The following is an 18,853-nucleotide window of genomic DNA, read 5'->3' on the forward strand; positions in this document are numbered from 1 at the left end:
TCGCGCGCCCGCGTTCCGCGCCGCCGCCTACACCGCAGCGGGCATGCGGGGGCCCGCCCGCACGCTACCGCCGGACCCGCTGCTTTGCCACTGGACCCGCCGCCCGCGCATCCCTACATCTGATCCATGCGTAAGGAGTTTGCCCCCATCCGTCATTGGGTCTTCGATCTCGACCAGACCCTCTACCCCATCGAGGCGCGGCTGTTCGACCAGATCGAGACGCGCATGTCCGATTATATGGTCCGCCATCTCGGCATCGCCGCGACCGAGGCGATGGATCTGCGCACCCGCTACTGGCGCGATCACGGGGCGACGCTCGCGGGTCTCGTCATGCATCACGGCGTCGATCCCGATCATTTCCTGCGCGATGTGCATGAGATCGACCTCGCCGGTCTCGCGCCCGCGCCGCGCCTTGCTGCCGCGATTGCCGCCCTGCCCGGCCAGAAGATCGTCATGACCAATGGCGGGCGTTATCATGCGGGCCGGGTTCTCGCCGCGCGCGGGCTGAGCGAGACATTCGACGCCGTTTACGCCCTTGAGGATGCGGCCTATCGCCCCAAGCCCGACAGCGCCGCCTATGACGCGATTTTCGGCGCCGCCGGGATCGACACCTCTGCGGGCGCGATGTTTGAGGATGATCCCAAAAACCTCGTCGAGCCGGACCGGCGGGGGATGAAAACCGTGCTGGTCGGCCCGGCGGCGCATCCGCCGTTTCTGACCGCCCATACCGATGATTTGACCGGCTTTCTGGAGGCTTTGCTGTGATCGAGACCGATATTCTGATCTGCGGCGCGGGTCCGGCGGGCCGGATCGCCGCCGCCGCCTTCCACGCCGAGGGCTTCGACGTGACGCTGGCGGACCCGAACGCCGCGCCGCCGCCGGGCGATCTGCGCTCGACGGCCTTTCTCGCGCCCTCGGTCGGCCTTCTGAAACGCGCGGGTCTGTGGGACCGTCTCGCCCCGATTGCCGCGCCGCTCGATGAGATGCGGATCATTGATGCGGGCGGCGCGGAGAATATCCGCCGCACCGATGCGCAGTTCGACTCCGGTGAGATCGGCGACGAGCCTTTCGGCTGGAACATTCCCAACAAGGTGCTGAAGGAGGCGCTGACCGATCTGCCCGACATCCGTTTCGTCACGGCGGGTCTCAGCGCCCTCACCCCGCGAGGCAATCGCATGATCGCCAGCCTCGGCGAGACGCAAATCGCCGCCCGCCTCGTCATCGGCGCAGATGGCCGGAACTCCACGACGCGCGCGCTTTCAGACATCGGCGCAAAGACTTGGCATTACGGACAAAAAGCGCTGGTCTTCACGGTGGCCCATGAGCTGCCCCATGACAATCGCTCGACGGAGATTCACCGCTCCGGCGGGCCGTTCACGCTGGTCCCGATGCGCGATCAGGACGGGGTGCCGCATAGCGCTGTGGTCTGGATGGAGCGCGGCCCGGAAGCGGCGCGGCTCATGGAGATGGACGACGCGGCCTTTGAGGAGGCCGTCAACGCCCGTTCCTGCCTCGTCCTCGGACCGCTGCGCGTGACGAGCGCGCGCGGCCAGTTCCCGATCATCAGCCGCCTTGCGGACCGGCTCGACGGCCCGCGCGTCGCCCTCATCGCCGAAGCCGCCCATGCCGTGCCGCCCATTGGCGCGCAGGGTCTCAATATGAGCATTGGCGATGTGGAAGTGCTGCTCGATCTCACCCTCGCCGCGCGGGAGGCGGGCGAGGACATTGGCAGCCCCGCTCTCCTGCGCCGCTATCACATGAAGCGCTGGCCGGAACTGCGCGCCCGCGTCGCCGGGATCGACATGCTCAACCGCGCCTCCATGGCCGAGAGCCAAACCCTGCGCGATCTTCGCAATAGCGGGCTGAAATTGCTCGACAGTGTGACCCCGCTCAAACGGCTCGTCATGCGCCTCGGGCGCGGGTGATCCCAGGCGAGACACCGCAGCGCGCCGGGTGCGGAATGGTCGGGCAAGCGCGCGGCTGACCCGGCGCGTTAGATCGGCAGCGGGCGGCGCTCCTCGCTCAAAACAATGTTGGATTCCACCGCGCCGACGCCCGGCAGCGTCATGACCCGGCGGCGCAGGATCCGCTCGAAATCCTCCAGATCACGGGCGACGATGCGCAGGCGGTAATCGAAAAGGCCAAGGACGTGCTGGACCACCAGCACTTCGGGAATGGCTTGAACGGCCCGTTCGAAATCGCCCATCACGGCGGTCCCGCGGGCGGCGAGTTTGACGCCGACGAGGACCGTCACCCCGAACCCCGCCTTCTCCGCATCGACCCGCACATGCTGGCCGGTGATGACCCCGATCTCCCGCAACCGCCGCAAGCGCCGCCATGCGGCGGGTTGCGAGAGGCCGACTTTCTCCCCCAGTTGCCCCGCATTCAGCGAGCCGAGCGACCGGGCGGCGCGCAAGAGCGCGCGGTCGAGATCGTCGAGATCGGTCATAGCGGCAGCGCCTCGCTGCGCTTCACATCCGCCACCGACATCAGCGCCTCGACCTCCGCCAGATGCGGAAGTGACAGGATTTCCTCGCGGTAAATGCGCTGGTAATCCGCCAGATCGCGGGCGCGGACCGAGAGGCGCAGATCGACGGAGCCAAGCAGCGTCTGGATCATATCCACCTGCGGCACGGCGCGGGCGGCGGCGAGAAATTCGTCAAAGGCGCGCGGGCGGGTCTTGTCGAGGGTGATGCGCAAGCTGACCTCCAGCGGATAGCCAAGCGCGGCGGGCGAGAGCGTGATCTCGCGCCCCGCAATCACGCCCGCCCGCTCCATCTTCTCGATCCGCCGCCAGATTTGCGCCGCCGAGAGCCCCGTCTCCGCCGCCAGATCCTGGTTGGAGCGCCCCGCATCGGCCTGTAAAAGGCGGAGGATATGCCGGTCCGACGAGTCGATTTGCATAGATTTTCTCACTTGCCGATAAATAACGAATGATTTTTACGCATATTGCCGAAATTTATGCAAGATCCATAATCGCCAAGACCTGCCGCGCCTGTCATGGTCCCCTCATCAAATAAGGAGACGACCATGCGCGTTTATTACGATCGCGATTGCGATGTGAACCTCATCAAAGACCTCAAAGTCGCCATTCTCGGCTATGGCTCGCAGGGCCATGCCCATGCCCTCAACCTGCGCGATTCCGGCGCGAAAAACGTGGTTGTGGCGCTGCGTGACGGCTCGCCCTCGAAAGCCAAGGCCGAAGGCGAAGGCCTACAGGTGATGGGCATCGAAGAGGCGGCGAAATGGTGCGATGTCATCATGTTCACCATGCCCGATGAGCTTCAGGCGGACACCTATAAGAAATATGTCCATGACAACCTGAAAGACGGCGCGGCGATTGCCTTTGCCCATGGTCTGAACGTGCATTTCGGCCTGATCGAGCCGAAAGAAGGCGTCGACGTCATTATGATGGCCCCGAAAGGCCCCGGCCACACCGTTCGCGGCGAGTTCGTCAAAGGCGGCGGTGTGCCCTGCCTCGTGGCGGTCCATCAGGACGCGACCGGTAAGGCGAAAGACATTGGCCTCTCCTACTGCTCGGCCATCGGCGGCGGGCGCTCGGGCATCATCGAGACCAATTTCCGCCAGGAATGCGAAACCGATCTCTTTGGCGAGCAGGCGGTTCTCTGCGGCGGCCTTGTCGAGCTGATCCGCATGGGTTTCGAGACGCTGGTGGAAGCCGGTTACGAGCCGGAAATGGCCTATTTCGAGTGTCTCCATGAGGTGAAGCTGATCGTGGACCTCATCTATGAGGGTGGTATCGCGAATATGAACTACTCGATCTCGAACACGGCGGAATATGGCGAATATGTCTCCGGCCCGCGCGTTCTGCCTTACGAGGAGACCAAGGCGCGGATGAAAGAGGTTCTGACCGATATTCAGAACGGCAAATTCGTGCGTGACTTCATGCAGGAAAACGCCGTGGGTCAGCCCTTCTTCAAGGCAACCCGCCGTCTGAACGACGAGCATCAGATCGAGCAGGTCGGCGAGAAGCTGCGCGACATGATGCCGTGGATTTCGGATAAGCGGATGGTGGACAAGTCGCGCAACTGAGCGCGAGGGATCCAGCTAACCGAAAGGGGCGCAGCGATGCGCCCCTTTTTCGTGGGGATGCGCCTATGAAAAAGGGCGCCGCAACGGGCGCCCTTCTCTTATTATCTGTGCAAATCTCAGGCTTTGCGGCGACGTCCCGCCACACCGAGCGCCCCGAGACCGCCGAGCAGCAGCGCTGCCGAGAACGGGATCGGAACCGGTGCGACCGAGCCAAAATCATAGCTGATATTGTCAAAGCCGAAGCCGAAGAGACGGTTGCGCCCGCGCTGGCCGAGAATATCGACCCGTGCGATGTCTGCCGTGTCGCGAACTTCGCTGAAGCTCACCGCCGCGCCATTGCCCGCGCCTGCCGAGCCGCCATCCACGGTTTGCGAGCCGAGCAGAGCGCCCGCCGCGTCGTAGAAGCTGATCTCGTAGGACTCGCCCATATCCACGTCGATCACGTCGATGCCGAAGAACGACTGCGCGTCATCGTAGAGAATGGACAGGGTCACGCCATCATCGGGTGTCAGCGCTTCGGTGCTGGAGACGAAATAGTCACCGATATTGCGGGCATAGATGCCGTAAAGGCTGTCATGACCATTATCGATGCTGTTCACGCCATAGAACGAGGTGCGCTCACCGCCGGTCTGACCAATCGTGGCCAGCTCGCTGTCGTTGATGCGCAGCGTGAATCCGTAATCCGCGAGCGCGGCATCGGTAATGGTGCCGGTTTCGCCCAGTTCAGCGCCCAGAGATTCGAAATCAACCGTCGCAGCCGAAGCTGACCCCGCGACGAGAATCGCGGCGACGGAAGCTTTCAGAGTGTGCATCATATCTTCCACCTATAACTTTCTTCAAATGCCCCGCCCCGCTGGACGGAGTGTCTGATTTCTCTCACCCTTAAACACTTAATAAAGGTTAACGTGTGATGAACACAAGCAACGAAGCTGTGAGTTTTGACGCACGCGTCACGGTATCGGCACGAAACCGCTGGGATCATTGGCGAATTTTTGGGCAGCGTCATTCAAGCGCGCCGCAATTGTGAATGGCCCTTTTCATTTGCGGCCCGCATCGTTATCTGGGGCGCAAAGCGAAATAAGGGCCGACGATGCAGAATATCATCCTCATCATCCATCTGATCCTGACACTCTGCCTCATCGGCGTGGTGCTTTTGCAGCGCTCCGAAGGCGGCGGGCTTGGCATGGGGTCGAGCAGCGCGGGCGGCGGCGTGATGTCGGGCCGTCAGGCGGCTTCGGCGCTGACGCGGCTCACATGGATCTTCGGGATAGGCTTTTTCTGCACTTCGGTGACGCTGACCATTCTGGCGGCGACCGGCTCGAATGGCGGCTCGATCATCGATCAGGGCGCGAGCACCCCGGCGGAAACGCCCATCGGGGGCGGCTCGGAAAGCGATCTTCTGACACCGCCGCCGCTTGGCGACACCACCGCACCGGCAGAAGAGACGCCCGCAACCGGCGCCGATACGGTGGCCCCGCCCCCGGCGGTTGAGGACGCGCCCGCCGCGCCTGAAGCCCCGGCAACGGAGGCCGCTCCGGCAGCGGATGATGCGGCCGCTCCGGCGACCGATGACGCCGCCGCTCCGGCACCCGGTGAGACCACCACCAACTAAATCGACAGCAAACGTCCCGTCACGGGCGGGCTGGACCTTGCGTCCAGCCCGGGGGCGGTTTATGTCTTGAGTCCCGTGGTAATAGAGTTTTTTTACGCGGGGTTTTCCGGATGGCACGATATATTTTCATCACCGGCGGCGTGGTCTCCTCCTTGGGCAAAGGTCTGGCCTCGGCGGCGCTCGGTGCGCTCCTTCAGGCGCGCGGCTATTCGGTCCGCCTGCGCAAGCTGGACCCTTATCTCAATGTCGATCCCGGCACGATGAGCCCTTTTGAGCATGGCGAAGTGTTCGTGACCGATGACGGCGCGGAGACCGATCTCGATCTCGGCCATTACGAGCGCTTCACCGGTGTTCCGGCCCGCGCGACCGATTCCGTCTCCTCGGGCCGCATCTACTCCACCGTGCTGGAGAAAGAGCGCCGCGGCGATTATCTGGGCAAGACCATTCAGGTCATCCCGCATGTCACGAATGAGATCAAAGAGTTCCTGTCCATCGGCGAGGATGAGGTGGATTTCATGCTCTGCGAGATCGGCGGCACCGTCGGCGACATTGAGGGCCTGCCCTTCTTCGAAGCCATCCGCCAGTTCGCACAGGACAAGCCGCGCGGGCAGTGTATCTTCATGCACCTGACCCTGCTGCCCTATATCAAAGCGTCGGGCGAGCTGAAGACCAAGCCGACGCAGCACTCTGTAAAAGAGCTGCGGTCCATCGGCCTCGCGCCGGACGTGCTGGTCTGCCGCTCCGAGCAACCGATCCCCCAGAAAGAGCGCGAGAAACTGGCGCTTTTCTGTAATGTCCGCCCGGACAGTGTGATCGCCGCGATGGATCTCGACAGCATCTACAAAGCGCCGCTCGCCTATCACGCCGAGGGGCTGGATCAGGCGGTGCTGGACGCCTTCGGGATCGCCCCTGCCCCGAAACCCAATCTGGAGATGTGGGAAGATGTGGCCGACCGGATCGAGAACCCCGATGGCGAGGTTCGCATCGCGATTGTCGGCAAATACACCCAGCTTGAGGACGCTTACAAATCCATCGCCGAAGCGCTGACCCATGCCGGGATGGCGAACCGCGTGAAGGTCCGCGCCGAGTGGATCGACAGCGAGAATTTCGACACCCATGAGGACATTGCGCCGCTGCTCGAAGGCTATCACGGCATTCTGGTCCCCGGCGGTTTTGGCGAGCGCGGCACCGAAGGCAAGATCCGCGCCGCCCGCTTCGCCCGCGAGCGTGAGGTGCCGTATTTCGGCATCTGTCTCGGGATGCAGATGGCGGTGATCGAAGCCGCGCGCAACCTCGCCGGGATCACAGATGCGGGCTCCGAAGAGTTCGACCATGAGGCGGGCGCGAAGCGCTTTACCCCGGTGGTGTATCATCTGAAAGAATGGCTTGAGGGCAACCGCACCGTCCAGCGCACGGTCAAGGATGACAAGGGCGGCACCATGCGGCTCGGCGCCTATGACGCCAAGCTGGAGGATGGCAGCAAAGTGGCGGAAATCTACGGCGACACCGCCATTTCCGAGCGCCACCGCCACCGCTATGAGGTGGACAAGCGCTATGCGGAAAAGCTGGAAGACAGCGGCCTCGCCTTCTCCGGCATGTCACCCGACGGCAAATTGCCCGAGATTGTCGAGCTGCCCGATCACCCGTGGTATATTGGCGTGCAGTTTCACCCGGAATTGAAGTCGAAACCCTTTGACCCGCACCCGCTCTTCCGCGACTTTGTCCGGGCTGCCATGGAACAATCGAGACTGGTTTAATATTGCCCTCTAAACCTCTAGCAATTTGAGATAAATGACGCGTTTTGTTCTTCTATATCCACAGAGAACGGAACCAAAACACAGGTATCTGACAGCTTAATTGTTTCGCCTTGATTGACACTAAAATGACTATTTTTTCCTGACTGCGAATCTGAAATGACGCCGTCAATACGTCTTTTGTCGTTCCAATTTCGCACCTCATCAAGTGACATGATTAGCGAATAATCTTTTAGTGCTATCGTGTTTCCCACCCCCATCACAAACCGATCTCCGCGTGACACAATTTCAAGCTCTGCAACTGCAATAGGACTACTTAGCGTAATTTCACGTGGTGGAAGGCCGGTCACATCGTTTGCTGTTTGCATTAAAGTGAGCAAACAATTCACGTATTGTCCATAAATCGGTTGCCGTTCTTCATCCTCAAATTGCTTAAGGAGCGCTTCTACATCAGCTTGTCTGTATCTACCTTCACCAGATACATTCGCAGCACGTAAACCCTTGAGTAGGAAGGCCTCGATTTCTCCCTGGGCTTGAATCTCAAGACCCCCACCACAGGCGACGCCAGCGGTTCTTAACCAATCCAATTGAACATCTTGCGAATGGACATTCGATGGAAGCAATCCTAGGGAAATTGCCGCGAAAGCTGCATGTAATCTATTTTTCATCATTCCTCCTAGGGGACGTCTCACCAAATTCGATTATCATATTTTCTGATTTTGCATTTTCAATATAGGCAATTTTTCTCCTCTCATAAATCATCGTTTCGTTTAGCGCGGTGTCTTCACAATCGATATTGAAACGAACAAGTTATAGCGTAACTATGATGTAGAATTATTACTGTGGGCAAACCTTATGTTTGAAGCGCTGCGCCGGATGCTGGCCAATGACACCGAAGACCGCCTGGATGTGGCGGATGAAAAAGTCGCCTTTGCGGCGCTTCTGGTCCGGCTGGCGCGCGCGGATGAACATTATGCTGAGGCTGAAAAACGCTCGATCCTCGGGGTCTTGCGGGAAAATTACGATCTGGACGCCGCTGGCGCGCAGGATCTGCTGACCGAAGGCGAGCGGTTCGAGACCGAAGCGCCCGACACACAGCGCTTCACCCACCGGCTGAAACAGGCCGTGCCTTATGAGGAGCGAATCCATCTCGTCGAATCGCTCTGGACGGTGGCGCTCTCCGACGGGAATCGCGATTCTGAGGAAGATGGCTTCCTGCGACTCGTTGTCAGCCTCTTGGGTGTGTCAGATCCGGACAGCGGAATGGCCCGCCAGCGCGCAATGAAAAAAATTTAATTCCAAAACTGTTCAAAACCTGAACATTTTGATCTGCATCGGCAAATTTGTTGCAAATGTGAGCTTTTCTCCATAGAGTGACGCCACGTCACTTAAAATTTTAACCATCCTTTAGTTAACATTGTTGTCAGTTGTTAAGGGAGTTTGCTAACGGTTTCACTCTGAAACCATTGGAGCGTTTAAAGAGATAATGATGGACTTAAAAAGTGAATATGACCGGATGGTTACTTCACCACCCTTCGCCACAATGCCGCCCTCGGCGCGACATTTCCTTGAAAAATGCCGGCGCGAAACCCTGTCCATCGACCCCGGCAGCGATCTTCTGACACAGGGTCAGGCCGATCCCAATTATTACACCATCATCTCCGGTGTGGCGCAAACCAGCATGGAAAGCCCGGCAGGCAGCACGCTTCTGGGTCTGCTGTTTCCGGGCGATCTCGCCGGGCTGCAATATGTGTCGGACGATCCGATGTGTTACTCGGTGACCGCGCTGACCCGGCTTGAAGTGCTGTCCCTGCCCCGCTCCGCCCTGCCGCAGCTCGCCGCGCTGGTGCCCGATTATGTGCAGAAGCTGTCCTGGCTGTCGGCGCTGGAGCTGAACATCATGGCGCGGCTTGGCACCAATGCGGGCCATGGGCGCGGGCCGGACCGCCTCGCGGCGACGCTCTATTACATCTTCCGCCGGGCCGAGGCCGCGAACCTCACCGATGGCAACACGATGCGCCTGCCGATCAAGCAGTCGGACCTCGCTGCCGCCCTCGGGATCTCCCTCGTCCACACCAATAAAAGCCTGCGCAAACTCCGCGAACAGGACCTGATCCACTGGCGCAACAGCGCGCTGGAAGTTCTGGACCGCAAGGGTCTCGAAGATCTCGTGCAGGACGTGCCGGATTACATCTTCTCGGGCCGCCCCATCGTCTGATCCGCGCGGACTAGCCTTCCCTCCCCGCCCGGCCTAGAGTGCCGCGCGAGAGAGGAGACCGCCATGCTCGACCGCTTCATGCGCCCGCTGATCGACCCGCCGCTGAACCGTCTCGGGCGCCGTTTGAGTGCCGCTGGCTTCACCGCCAATCAGGTCACGCTCGCAGGGGCCGCCGTGGGCCTTCTCGCCGCGCTGCTGGTCGCCTTCGGGGCCTTCCTGCCCGCCCTGATCCTCCTGCTCCTCGGCCGCCTCGCCGACGGTCTCGACGGGGCCATCGCCCGCCATCAGGGCAAAACCGATTTCGGCGGCTATCTCGACATCACCATGGATTTCCTGATCTACGGCGCGATCCCCGCCGGTTTCGTCGCCTATGACCCCGCCGGAAACGGCCTAGCCGGTGCGCTCCTGCTGACGGCCTTCTACGTCAACGGCGCCAGCTTCCTCGGCTTCGCCATCCTCGCCGAAAAGCGCAAAATGGAGACCACCGCCCAAGGCGAAAAAACCCTCTTCTACTCGAACGGCCTCCTCGAAGGCACCGAAACCATTCTCTTTTTCGCGGTCATCCTGATCTTCCCAACCGCCTTCGCCCCCCTCGCCCTCGCCTTCGCCGCCCTGACGGTGACGACGACGGCGCTGCGGCTCAAAGCGGCGTATGAGATTTTCAGGTAACATGCTCGCTCACGACACACTCGGCACCCTGAGGAGGGTAGAAGGTTGTTAACCGCGCCGACAAAAGACGCCCCATTCGCCTACGAGCCAAAGTGACGTTAAGTCACTTTAACCAAAACAAAAATTTACCTTTGACCTCAACGTTACCGCCTCTCTATTCCTTAATTTCTAGAGAAGTGAGGGACTATGAAAAATCTTTTGGTAAGCGCCTTGGTTTTGGGATCTTTGGCGGCATGTGACAGCTACACCGCGCAGCAATATCAGACGAACCCGCAGAACACGATTGCCCTGCAAAATGTCGCGGCCCAAGGCAAACGTGCCTCGGTCGTTCCGGTGACGCTCGCCGAGGGTGTCGATGGCACGCCGACCTGCCGCCTCGCGGGCCCGCTCGATCTTGGCGGCAAGGACGCGGCTGCTGTGATCCAACAAGCGCTTCAGGCCGAGCTGTTGGCCGCAGGCGTCTACAGCCAGGACGGCACGCCGCTCACCGTGACCGTGACGGAACTGACACCGGATTCGTTCACCGGAGACTGGACCATCGCGCTGCATATCGCATCGTCCAAAGGCGCGTTCAACGTGGTGCAAGTGAACGAATTTAGCACAAGCTTCTCTGGGGCGGCGGCCTGCAACAACACGGCGATGGCCTTTAACCGGGCGCTGAGCGCGACCATCCTCGCCATCGTGCAGCACCCGCAATTCAGCGCGATCCTTTGAGCGCCGCTGAATCGGCCCGACGCTGATCGTTTGCGTAAAAAAGCCCCCGGTCCGCCATGGTCCGGGGGCTTTTTGTTACGGGATTTGTTACGGGATTTGTTACGGGATTTTCCGAAAAGACGGAAAAAATCGTCAATCAAAAATCGCAAAATCATTCTTTTCAAGGGGATAAGAACCATTCCCCCGCGGTGAACCGCTTTCAAATGGTACCCGAGGCCGGACTCGAACCGGCAAGGATTGCTCCGGCGGATTTTGAATCCGCTGCGTCTACCAATTCCGCCACTCGGGCCTGAGGGGGATTGGGGGAGCGATACACCGCCCTCCCGGCCCCGTCAATTGCAACTGCGCCGCAGGCGGGCGCAGCTGCGGGGGGTTAAAGCTGCGAATAGCCCGGCGAGAAGGTGTCGCAGGCGCGGATATCGTCCTCTTCATAGCCGCGGGCGAACCAGCGCTGACGCTGCTCCGAGGTGCCGTGGGTGAAGGTGTGCGGGCTCGGCGTGCGGCCGGCATTGGCCTGAAGCACATCATCGCCGATCTGTTTCGCCGCATTGATCGCCTCGCCAAGATCGCCCTCTTCGAGCAGGCCGCGATCTTCCGCATGGCGCGCCCAGACCCCCGACAGGCAATCGGCCTGAAGCTCGATGCGCACGGAAATGGCGTTCGACTCGCGCTCGGAGACACGGGCGCGCTGCTGGTTGGCGCGCTGCAAGGTGCCGGTCACATTCTGCACATGATGCGCGACCTCATGGGCCACCACATAGGCCGCCGCGAAATCGCCGCCCGCGCCCATCCGGTTGCGCAGGGTCGTGAAGAAGCTGGTATCGAGATAGACCTTGTTGTCGCCGGGGCAATAGAACGGACCCGTCGCGCCCGAGGCGTTCCCGCAGGGCGATTGCGTGACGCCTTTGAAGAGCACCAGCGTCGGCTCGGGGTAGTCGGCATTGAGCTGATCGGCGAAAATCTCGGTCCAGAGATCGTCGGTTTCGGCCAGAACCGTCGCGACAAACTCGCCCTCGACCTGATCCTGCTCGGTGATCTCGGTGCTGCTGCCGCCGGTCATCTGCGAGCCCATCATGCCGTTCAAAAGCCCGCGCATGTCGAAGCCGAGCAGCGAGCCGATGATCACAATTGCGATAAGCAGCAAGCCGCCTCCGCCGCCCATCCGGACCATGCCGCCGCCACCGCGCCCGCGCCGATCCTCAATATTGCCGCTTTGTCTGCGTCCGCGCCACTTCATCGGCCCATCTCCTTTATGGAACACTCTGAAAACAGGGGGCAACGATAGGCGATTGCATCACCCGCGCCAAGCCTCTTGACGGATGCGCCCGCGCGGGTCATGTCAGCCGGGACCAAGGAGGGCGGATGCTCAGAGACTGCTACAACTGGATGCTGCGCATGGCCGAGAGCCGCTATGCACTGCCGATCCTTGCGCTGGTGAGTTTCGTGGAAAGTTCGGTCTTTCCGATCCCGCCCGATGTGATGCTCCTGCCCATGATCCTCGCCGCGCCGCACCGTGCTTGGCTGATCGCCGGCGTCTGCACGATTGCGTCGGTTTTGGGTGGCGCGTTTGGCTATTATGTCGGGGCGGAACTCTTCGACGTGATCGGCGCGCCGGTCCTCGAATTTTACGGCAAGATGGAGAAATTCGATCATTTCTCCGACTGGTTCGCGCAATATGGCTCCTGGGCCGTGCTGGTCGCCGGGATCACGCCGTTCCCCTATAAGGTCATCACCATCGCGTCCGGCGCGGTGGCGCTCGATTTCGGCACCTTCATGATCTCCTCGATCATCGCGCGCGGCTTGCGCTTTTTCATCATCGCGGCCCTTCTTTGGCGCTACGGCGCGCCGATCCGCGATTTCATCGAACACCGTCTCGGCCTCGTCTTTTCCGTCCTGATGGCGGCGCTGATTGGCGGTTTTGTGGCCCTGAAGTTCATATGATCTCTCGTTTCCCCCTCCCCGCCCTCGGCTCGCTCGGCCTGCTGCTGGCCGCGTTTTTCTTCCAATATGTCATGGGCCTCGCGCCCTGCAAAATGTGCATCTGGCAGCGTTGGCCCCATGTGGCGGCGATCCTCGTCGGCGTCGCGATCCTCGCAGGCGCGCCGGCCAAATGGCGCTGGATCGGCTTTGCCGCCATGGTGATCTGCGCCGGGATCGCGGGCTATCACACCGGCGTCGAATATGGCTGGTGGGAAGGCCCGGCGAGCTGCTCGGGCGGCGGCGATATTTCGGCGATGAGCGCCGATGACCTGCTGAACCAGATCCAGAACACCGCGATCGTTCGCTGCGACGAGGTCGCCTGGCGCTTCCTCGGGCTCTCCATGGCCGCGTGGAACGGCATTTGGAGCGCAGTGCTTGCCGCCCTCTGGGCCGTCCGCCGCTAAACGCTCACCGAAATGTGCGTGTGTGCTGCCTGATCTCGGCTTAAGCTGAAGGAAAAACGAGGCAGCAGATGACACGTCGATGCGCGCTGATGTTCAGCGTCCTTCCCCTTGCCCTATTCGCGCAAGACAGCCCCTTCGGACTTGGCGAAAACACCGGCCCGCCCGCAAGCTGCGATACCATCGAAGGCTGGAGCAATGAGGCCCCGCAAGATCAAGGCCGCATCTCCCTCGCCCTGCGCGGCGTGATCGACGGCATCGATAGCGACGACGCGTTGGTCTACTTGCATATGTGCGAGGACACCCTCCCCGCCACCTGCATCACCTATCACCCCATCGAATACGAGATCGGCACCGAAGTCGTCTTCGCCGGCGGCTATCACCTGATGGAGGCCGACCCGCCGCGCATCATCCTCGACCCCTGCCTGCCCTTCCCGGCGGATGAGGCACGTTAACGGTTTCTGAAGGTAAGCCGCGGATTTTTATCGGCATAAACACCCGCCCGCGACACTGGCATCTTCTGGCAAAAACGATAGATTGCGAGGAAACGCCGACACAGAGTGAGCCCTCATGCCCGACGACCGCTTCAGCAACATTCAGAAAGATGTCAAACTCCTGATCTGGGATCTCGATGACACTTTCTGGAACGGCACGCTGTCCGAGGGCGGGATCACCCCGGTCGAGGCCCATATCGACCTGGTCAACGAAATGGTGGATCGCGGCATCATGTGCGCGATTTGCTCGAAGAATGATTTTGAGACGGCCAAGGCCAAGCTCGTGGAGCTGGGGATATGGGACAAGTTCGTCTTTCCCCATATCGACTGGACGGCGAAGGGTCAGGCGGTCAAATCCATCCTCGAACGGATGCAGCTTCGCGAAGAGAACGCGGTTTTTCTCGACGACAATCACCTCAATCTCGAAGAGGTGAAATTCTTCTGCCCTGAGATCGCCTGTGTCGATGCGTCGGGCGTGACGGATGGCAGCGCACCGGATCTCTCTGGTTTGAAAGACCTTCCGCAATTCAAGGGCAAGGACGACCGAAAGCATTCCCGCCTCAAGCAATATCGCGTGCTGGAGACCAAAGAGAGCGAGCAAAAGGCGGGCGGGCTCTCCAACGAGGCATTTCTCCAGCAGTCCGGCATTCAGGTGAAAATCATCACCAATTTCGAAGACCAGATGGACCGGGTGTTCGAACTGATCAACCGCACCAATCAGCTGAATTTCACCAAAAACCGGGTCCATAGCGAGGCGGAAAAAGCCGAGCTTCAGGAGACATTGCGGATCCCCGGCGTTCATGCGGGCCTCGTCCATGTCAAAGACAAATATGGCGATTACGGGATTGTCGGGTTCTTCTGCCTCAGGCGGCGATTCAACGGCACCACCGTTCAGCATTTCGCCTTTTCGTGCCGCACGCTCAACATGGGGATTGAGCAATGGGTGTGGAATTATCTGGAGCGGCCAGACTTCCCGATCGCCCGCCCTGTCGCGAGCGAGTTGACCGATCCCGCCGCGCCGGACTGGATCATGCAGGTCGATGAATTTGGCGGCGATGCCGAAGCCGGGATGGACCGTCACCTCTGCCTCGTCGGCGGCTGCGATTTGCAGCAGGTGTCGTTTTATTGCGGGGTGAAGCGTGACGAGTTTGTGAACAAGCCGGACGATCACGGCCTGATCGTGCGTTATGATGATGCAGGCTTTTTCCTGAACCCGCGCGACCGGTCACTGGCCAATAACTGGGTGCTGCGCAATATCGCGGGGCACCAGCTTTCGGAAATGGAGGCGCTCGATGAAAGTCTCGCCTCCGCCGATGTCATCATCCTGTCGCTGCTTTTCGCGTTCCTGACGTCCAATCTCTTCACCTATGAGGCGCAGGGGGATGCGGATCGCTATCTTATGACCATCCCGCCGGGTCGCCTCAATGGCTTGGTCCGCGATCCGAAAATGGCGATCCGGATGCTGCGCGGTTTGCACCATCTGCGGCTGGAACAGTCCGAACATCTCGATCTCGTCCGGGCCTGTTTTGAAAAGGCGCTGGCCGCCAAGCGCCCCGAGGCGACGCTGTTCCTGCTCGGCACCACCGAAAGCCAAGGCCCGCAAGCCGAGCGCAACGGCGCGCCGCGCGTGGCCTATAACGCGATGTGCCGCGCCTTTTGCGAGGCCCATGACGGCGCGCATTTCATCGATGTCGATCACTTGGTGCCGCCCGAGGAGTTCGTTGACAGCGATCACTACACCCGCAAGGGCTATTTCCAGATCGCGAATTTCATCAACACCCACGCGGCACCGACCGGCTAACCCCGTCAGATCAAGCCGATAAACCGCTCCGGCAGGTGGTGAAGCTGCCCGCTGACGGCCCAGTCCATCCGGTATTTGCCATTGGGCGAGCCACGGAAACTGCGGATCGAGCGCTCGCGCTCTGCGGGAAACTCAAAAGGCGCGTCCTCCGGCAGGATATGCATCCGTAGGAAACTGTTCGACATCACCTTATAAGTCGCCGAGGACCAGCCCCAGGTCCCGCCGCCAATATGGACCTCGTTCCCGTCATCATCGACAAAGCGCATGTTGAGCCGGTCGATATGGCGCTGGATGTGAAAATCCTGATCGAACCATTTGAGATGAAAGGTATAAAGCTTCTCATCAAGATAGAGCTCATGATGGGTCGAGCCATGCCCGTCCGGCCCCCAGACAATCGGCACGCTCGTCGTGTTGGGTTTGGAGTACCACCCGTTGAACCGCACGAATTTGCGCTGGCAAAACATATCGCGGTCGTAATCGTAATCGCTTTCCAGATCCGCGCGGTGGACGATCTCCAGCCCGAGCGGGGTAATGACCTCATGGCGCTTGGGGACGGATTCGATATAGCCGATCAGATCATCGCCATGGTCGGGATCGAGAATGATCACCTCATCCACGTCATTCCAGATCACACGGTCATAGGACGCGGTTAATTCGGAGCAGAACTGACTCAGATAGGCAAAGCGATCCTGATCGAGGCGGCGATTGCGCGGGTCCCGCTCGATCTCGATGACATTGCATCCCTCCGCCATCTCATGCGCATAGGGCTGCGGGCCATGGGTGACCACATAGATATCCTCGGGCGCGGCAAATCTGCGATAATAGCGCAGCCACACCTTCAGAAAAAATGCGTCGTCATAGACCATTGTGACAAAGGCAACGGACATCGGCGCGGCTCTTATTCGGGCAGGAACACACCGCTATGCCGGCCAATGGCGACGAAACGGTAGTTGAGCGGCTCGAAAAATTCTTTCATCTCGGGCACATCCCGCCCGGCGAGATTGACCGTCACGACGGGGCGCATGGTCTCCAGCGTCTCCTTCGCGCCGTTCAGCGCGTAGAGCTTGGTGCCGGGAATATCGAGATTGATCAGCCCGAGATTGTCGAAGCCGAGCGCATCAATCGTCGTCGCGGTCAGCTTGCCATCCTTGCGGCGCAGATAGGCGATGGCGGAGGTTTTCTTCGGCGGCATGCTCGAGCGCGTCATCGGCGATGTGCCGTCGTCGATAATCTCCTGATGGAGCGAAATCGGGCAGCCCTCGGGGTTGGCCTCAATCGTGCGCTGAAGCACCGGCTGCACCATGTTGAGCGGCTCAACCATATAGACATGGCTCGGCGCGAGAAACCGCCGCAGGATCAGGCCCTGAAGCCCGGTAAATGCGCCCACATCGAGGATCGCCTTGCCGTCGAGACTGGGCAGCAAGTCGAAAAGCTGATTGTAAAAAACCAGATCCGGCGCGGCGTGGCGATGCGCGATCCGGAAATGGAGATCCTCAAAGGCCGCCCAAGGCAAGGCAATGTTGAAGCTCTCATCCTCATGGAACACGACACAGGTGCCGTCCACAGGGTTCCCCATGAGCTGGATCTGCTGGTCGAGATGGTCAAGCAACCGTTGCGCACTCGCGAGAAGTTTCGACTCGTAATCGATCTCGCTGTCCTTGCTCTCCTCTGTCATCTTGCCGGGCCCCTCAGTTTTGTCCAACATTCATAAAATAGCATTTGCGCCGTCCTCCCCGTCTATGGGGCCGCCCAAAAGCTCGCAAGTCTCTTTTGCCAATCGCCTTTTCGGAATGGGCGAAAAGATCACGTGCCGCGCGTCCACTTGTTCGATTTGCGCATCGATTGCGCCTGTTGCCATGGCAGCGTGCCGACCTTTTCGAGCGGCGGAAGCGACGGATCTTCATGGTAGAGATCAACGCTTTCCAAATCCTGAACCGGCGCGGGTTCCGGCGCCGCTTTGGGTTGTTGCACCGCTCTGGGTTGCTGCGCCGCCTTGGGCGCTTCGCCCTCGGCAGGCTCCGATTTGGCTGCCGCCTCTTTGGCCGCGCGCGCAGCGAGCCGCTGCTCATGCGGACCGAAGCGGGTGTTTGGCGCACCAGACTGTTTGCCCTGCGCTTTTTGCGCGGATTTCTCGTCAGGCTCTGTCGGCGGGGCGAGAACCCCGGCTTTCACGGCCTTGGCTTCCGCCGAACGCGCAATCGCTTCGCGCCCCATGGAGCGCGCCGCCGCCGCAAATCTCGGCAAATGGCGGTGGCGTCCCGTATCCACCAACTTCCGCTGCACGGCGTTGATATACCACGGCATCTCGCGCCCGCCGCGATAGATCTGATCGAAGGTCTTTTTCGTCAACTCCCCTGCAACCGCCGCTTTCACCACCGAGGACAGAAGGCCCGCCCGGCGCAGGAAAAGCGCTGTCTTATGTCCCGAATAGCGCGCCGGAAGCCGCGTGACATTGGCCGAGTCGAACCGCTCCACATGGCGCACATCCGGCGGGAACTCGGAATCGTAGATGAGAAACACCTCTTTCGCCGCCTTCGCTTCCACAGCGCCGTCCCGAAAGAGGCCATCCCAATTCGCCTTGCGCCCGGAATTGAAGCGCTCCTCCCAAGGCACCAGACGCTCATCGAGGGTCGATTGCGGTGAGAACGCAATCACCGTGCAGCCCGGTGCGAGCGATGCAAAAGCACAGGCCGCATAACCGCCCATAGAGGTGCCCGTCATGACGATCTTTTTGAATCTGTGGAAAAAACCGCTGTCGCGCAGGCTCGCCAGATAGGTCAGAAGATCATCATTGCGAAACCAGTCGGCGTTGTAGGTCATGATGCCCAGTTGCGACCAGCCGTTCTTGGCGACAAAGGCGTAGCCCCAGGGCGAGCGGTCCATCGTGTCATCCCGCGCCGAGGAGAGGTTGTCACAGCTCACCATCAACACGTCCTCACCGCGATCGGTAAACACCACCCCATAGCCTTCGCCGGAGATGTAAAAGCCCTTCTGATGCGCCGAGCGCCGGAAGCCGATCAACCACTCGGGCGCGGTGTCGGGGTTCTGGATCTCATCGCTCTCTTCGCTGTCTTCGCTCACGGGGCGCCGCCTCTGCAAATCATCACATTACAATCTGGTGAATGAACAAGGGGTAACGCGGCGGCTATTCTCTGGC

General features: G+C 60.6%; 21 protein-coding genes and 1 tRNA gene. 13 read left to right on the forward strand and 9 right to left on the reverse strand.

All coding sequences use genetic code 11. The annotated features are described in order from the left end of the window. Positions 1 to 126 precede the first annotated feature (126 nt). Complete coding sequence (locus ACMA5I_RS13355; protein WP_525886773.1) at positions 127 to 765, forward strand: pyrimidine 5'-nucleotidase; 639 nt, start codon at positions 127 to 129, stop codon at positions 763 to 765. Beyond that, positions 762 to 1,925, forward strand: a complete 1,164-nt coding sequence (locus ACMA5I_RS13360; protein WP_525886774.1) for an FAD-dependent monooxygenase — start codon at positions 762 to 764, stop codon at positions 1,923 to 1,925. Before ACMA5I_RS13355 ends, ACMA5I_RS13360 begins: the two co-directional genes overlap by 4 nt. A 68-nt stretch (positions 1,926 to 1,993) precedes the next feature. Here ACMA5I_RS13360 and ACMA5I_RS13365 read toward each other — a convergent pair whose 3' ends face one another. Beyond that, positions 1,994 to 2,449 carry an Lrp/AsnC family transcriptional regulator gene (locus tag ACMA5I_RS13365; protein ID WP_525886775.1) on the reverse strand — a complete coding sequence of 152 codons (456 nt, stop codon included), beginning with the start codon at positions 2,447 to 2,449 and terminating at the stop codon, positions 1,994 to 1,996. After that, on the reverse strand, positions 2,446 to 2,904 hold the full coding sequence (locus ACMA5I_RS13370; RefSeq protein WP_525886776.1) for an Lrp/AsnC family transcriptional regulator: 459 nt from the start codon (positions 2,902 to 2,904) through the stop codon (positions 2,446 to 2,448). Before ACMA5I_RS13370 ends, ACMA5I_RS13365 begins: the two co-directional genes overlap by 4 nt. A 126-nt stretch (positions 2,905 to 3,030) precedes the next feature. On the opposite strand from ACMA5I_RS13370, the gene ilvC reads away from it, so the two are divergent. Continuing rightward, complete coding sequence (gene ilvC, locus ACMA5I_RS13375) at positions 3,031 to 4,053, forward strand: ketol-acid reductoisomerase (protein ID WP_525886777.1); 1,023 nt, start codon at positions 3,031 to 3,033, stop codon at positions 4,051 to 4,053. A 116-nt stretch (positions 4,054 to 4,169) separates the two neighbouring features. Here the strand turns inward: ilvC and ACMA5I_RS13380 are convergent, their stop codons facing one another. Further along, entirely contained in the window at positions 4,170 to 4,868 is a 699-nt protein-coding gene (locus tag ACMA5I_RS13380) for a hypothetical protein (RefSeq protein WP_525886778.1), read from the reverse strand. A 275-nt stretch (positions 4,869 to 5,143) separates the two neighbouring features. On the opposite strand from ACMA5I_RS13380, the gene secG reads away from it, so the two are divergent. Both secG and pyrG read left to right on the forward strand, forming a co-directional pair. After that, a complete protein-coding gene (gene secG, locus ACMA5I_RS13385) occupies positions 5,144 to 5,665 on the forward strand; it encodes a preprotein translocase subunit SecG (RefSeq protein ID WP_525886779.1) in 522 nt (173 codons plus the stop codon). A gap of 110 nt (positions 5,666 to 5,775) precedes the next feature. Beyond that, positions 5,776 to 7,422: a CTP synthase gene (gene pyrG, locus ACMA5I_RS13390; RefSeq protein ID WP_525886780.1), complete on the forward strand. Its 1,647-nt coding sequence runs from the start codon at positions 5,776 to 5,778 to the stop codon at positions 7,420 to 7,422. 17 nt (positions 7,423 to 7,439) lie between these two features. Here pyrG and ACMA5I_RS13395 read toward each other — a convergent pair whose 3' ends face one another. Further along, positions 7,440 to 8,087 (reverse strand): hypothetical protein, encoded by a 648-nt coding sequence (locus ACMA5I_RS13395; RefSeq protein WP_525886781.1) that lies wholly within the window; start codon positions 8,085 to 8,087, stop codon positions 7,440 to 7,442. 187 nt (positions 8,088 to 8,274) lie between these two features. Between ACMA5I_RS13395 and ACMA5I_RS13400 the strand changes: the two genes are divergently transcribed. The 4 genes from ACMA5I_RS13400 to ACMA5I_RS13415 all read left to right on the forward strand — a co-directional run bounded on the left by ACMA5I_RS13400 (position 8,275) and on the right by ACMA5I_RS13415 (position 11,020). Continuing rightward, on the forward strand, positions 8,275 to 8,715 hold the full coding sequence (locus ACMA5I_RS13400; RefSeq protein ID WP_525886782.1) for a tellurite resistance TerB family protein: 441 nt from the start codon (positions 8,275 to 8,277) through the stop codon (positions 8,713 to 8,715). Positions 8,716 to 8,908: 193 nt separating this feature from the next. After that, a complete protein-coding gene (locus ACMA5I_RS13405; RefSeq protein WP_525886783.1) occupies positions 8,909 to 9,637 on the forward strand; it encodes a Crp/Fnr family transcriptional regulator in 729 nt (242 codons plus the stop codon). Positions 9,638 to 9,700: 63 nt separating this feature from the next. After that, complete coding sequence (locus ACMA5I_RS13410) at positions 9,701 to 10,306, forward strand: CDP-alcohol phosphatidyltransferase family protein (protein ID WP_525886784.1); 606 nt, start codon at positions 9,701 to 9,703, stop codon at positions 10,304 to 10,306. A gap of 186 nt (positions 10,307 to 10,492) precedes the next feature. Then, complete coding sequence (locus tag ACMA5I_RS13415) at positions 10,493 to 11,020, forward strand: hypothetical protein (protein WP_525886785.1); 528 nt, start codon at positions 10,493 to 10,495, stop codon at positions 11,018 to 11,020. A 204-nt stretch (positions 11,021 to 11,224) separates the two neighbouring features. On the opposite strand, the gene ACMA5I_RS13420 is transcribed toward ACMA5I_RS13415, so the two are convergent. After that, a tRNA-Leu gene (locus ACMA5I_RS13420) sits at positions 11,225 to 11,309 on the reverse strand. A gap of 84 nt (positions 11,310 to 11,393) precedes the next feature. Next, entirely contained in the window at positions 11,394 to 12,257 is an 864-nt protein-coding gene (gene ypfJ, locus ACMA5I_RS13425; RefSeq protein ID WP_525886786.1) for a KPN_02809 family neutral zinc metallopeptidase, read from the reverse strand. A 125-nt stretch (positions 12,258 to 12,382) separates the two neighbouring features. Between ypfJ and ACMA5I_RS13430 the strand changes: the two genes are divergently transcribed. The 4 genes from ACMA5I_RS13430 to ACMA5I_RS13445 all read left to right on the forward strand — a co-directional run bounded on the left by ACMA5I_RS13430 (position 12,383) and on the right by ACMA5I_RS13445 (position 15,696). Continuing rightward, positions 12,383 to 12,961 carry a VTT domain-containing protein gene (locus ACMA5I_RS13430; protein WP_525886787.1) on the forward strand — a complete coding sequence of 193 codons (579 nt, stop codon included), beginning with the start codon at positions 12,383 to 12,385 and terminating at the stop codon, positions 12,959 to 12,961. Continuing rightward, complete coding sequence (locus tag ACMA5I_RS13435; RefSeq protein WP_525886788.1) at positions 12,958 to 13,404, forward strand: disulfide bond formation protein B; 447 nt, start codon at positions 12,958 to 12,960, stop codon at positions 13,402 to 13,404. Before ACMA5I_RS13430 ends, ACMA5I_RS13435 begins: the two co-directional genes overlap by 4 nt. A 68-nt stretch (positions 13,405 to 13,472) precedes the next feature. Further along, positions 13,473 to 13,856: a hypothetical protein gene (locus tag ACMA5I_RS13440; protein ID WP_525886789.1), complete on the forward strand. Its 384-nt coding sequence runs from the start codon at positions 13,473 to 13,475 to the stop codon at positions 13,854 to 13,856. 115 nt (positions 13,857 to 13,971) lie between these two features. Next, positions 13,972 to 15,696 (forward strand): hypothetical protein, encoded by a 1,725-nt coding sequence (locus ACMA5I_RS13445; RefSeq protein WP_525886790.1) that lies wholly within the window; start codon positions 13,972 to 13,974, stop codon positions 15,694 to 15,696. 5 nt (positions 15,697 to 15,701) lie between these two features. Here ACMA5I_RS13445 and ACMA5I_RS13450 read toward each other — a convergent pair whose 3' ends face one another. The 3 genes from ACMA5I_RS13450 to ACMA5I_RS13460 all read right to left on the reverse strand — a co-directional run bounded on the left by ACMA5I_RS13450 (position 15,702) and on the right by ACMA5I_RS13460 (position 18,777). Next, the gene (locus ACMA5I_RS13450; RefSeq protein WP_525886791.1) at positions 15,702 to 16,583 is read right to left on the reverse strand and encodes a hypothetical protein; all 882 of its coding nucleotides are present in this window, start codon (positions 16,581 to 16,583) and stop codon (positions 15,702 to 15,704) included. Between the two features lie 11 nt (positions 16,584 to 16,594). Beyond that, positions 16,595 to 17,371 carry an FkbM family methyltransferase gene (locus tag ACMA5I_RS13455; RefSeq protein ID WP_525886792.1) on the reverse strand — a complete coding sequence of 259 codons (777 nt, stop codon included), beginning with the start codon at positions 17,369 to 17,371 and terminating at the stop codon, positions 16,595 to 16,597. A 128-nt stretch (positions 17,372 to 17,499) separates the two neighbouring features. After that, positions 17,500 to 18,777 carry a hypothetical protein gene (locus ACMA5I_RS13460; protein WP_525886793.1) on the reverse strand — a complete coding sequence of 426 codons (1,278 nt, stop codon included), beginning with the start codon at positions 18,775 to 18,777 and terminating at the stop codon, positions 17,500 to 17,502. Positions 18,778 to 18,853: the final 76 nt, after the last annotated feature.

The sequence above is a fragment of the Jujubicoccus corallicola genome, assembly GCF_047345645.1.
Taxonomy (GTDB): Bacteria; Pseudomonadota; Alphaproteobacteria; order Rhodobacterales; family Rhodobacteraceae; genus JBLEFH01.

Excerpts from the sequence above, each read along its gene's own strand:
- ypfJ (WP_525886786.1), bottom strand. The coding sequence starts at position 12,257 with ATGAAGTGGCGCGGACGCAGACAAAGCGGCAATATTGAGGATCGGCGC.
- ACMA5I_RS13395 (WP_525886781.1), bottom strand. The coding sequence starts at position 8,087 with ATGAAAAATAGATTACATGCAGCTTTCGCGGCAATTTCCCTAGGATTG.
- ACMA5I_RS13435 (WP_525886788.1), top strand. The coding sequence starts at position 12,958 with ATGATCTCTCGTTTCCCCCTCCCCGCCCTCGGCTCGCTCGGCCTGCTG.
- ACMA5I_RS13405 (WP_525886783.1), top strand. The coding sequence starts at position 8,909 with ATGGACTTAAAAAGTGAATATGACCGGATGGTTACTTCACCACCCTTC.
- ACMA5I_RS13370 (WP_525886776.1), bottom strand. The coding sequence starts at position 2,904 with ATGCAAATCGACTCGTCGGACCGGCATATCCTCCGCCTTTTACAGGCC.
- ACMA5I_RS13440 (WP_525886789.1), top strand. The coding sequence starts at position 13,473 with ATGACACGTCGATGCGCGCTGATGTTCAGCGTCCTTCCCCTTGCCCTA.
- secG (WP_525886779.1), top strand. The coding sequence starts at position 5,144 with ATGCAGAATATCATCCTCATCATCCATCTGATCCTGACACTCTGCCTC.
- ACMA5I_RS13430 (WP_525886787.1), top strand. The coding sequence starts at position 12,383 with ATGCTCAGAGACTGCTACAACTGGATGCTGCGCATGGCCGAGAGCCGC.
- ACMA5I_RS13355 (WP_525886773.1), top strand. The coding sequence starts at position 127 with ATGCGTAAGGAGTTTGCCCCCATCCGTCATTGGGTCTTCGATCTCGAC.
- ACMA5I_RS13410 (WP_525886784.1), top strand. The coding sequence starts at position 9,701 with ATGCTCGACCGCTTCATGCGCCCGCTGATCGACCCGCCGCTGAACCGT.
- pyrG (WP_525886780.1), top strand. The coding sequence starts at position 5,776 with ATGGCACGATATATTTTCATCACCGGCGGCGTGGTCTCCTCCTTGGGC.
- ACMA5I_RS13380 (WP_525886778.1), bottom strand. The coding sequence starts at position 4,868 with ATGATGCACACTCTGAAAGCTTCCGTCGCCGCGATTCTCGTCGCGGGG.
- ACMA5I_RS13455 (WP_525886792.1), bottom strand. The coding sequence starts at position 17,371 with ATGACAGAGGAGAGCAAGGACAGCGAGATCGATTACGAGTCGAAACTT.
- ilvC (WP_525886777.1), top strand. The coding sequence starts at position 3,031 with ATGCGCGTTTATTACGATCGCGATTGCGATGTGAACCTCATCAAAGAC.
- ACMA5I_RS13400 (WP_525886782.1), top strand. The coding sequence starts at position 8,275 with ATGTTTGAAGCGCTGCGCCGGATGCTGGCCAATGACACCGAAGACCGC.
- ACMA5I_RS13450 (WP_525886791.1), bottom strand. The coding sequence starts at position 16,583 with ATGTCCGTTGCCTTTGTCACAATGGTCTATGACGACGCATTTTTTCTG.
- ACMA5I_RS13445 (WP_525886790.1), top strand. The coding sequence starts at position 13,972 with ATGCCCGACGACCGCTTCAGCAACATTCAGAAAGATGTCAAACTCCTG.
- ACMA5I_RS13415 (WP_525886785.1), top strand. The coding sequence starts at position 10,493 with ATGAAAAATCTTTTGGTAAGCGCCTTGGTTTTGGGATCTTTGGCGGCA.
- ACMA5I_RS13365 (WP_525886775.1), bottom strand. The coding sequence starts at position 2,449 with ATGACCGATCTCGACGATCTCGACCGCGCGCTCTTGCGCGCCGCCCGG.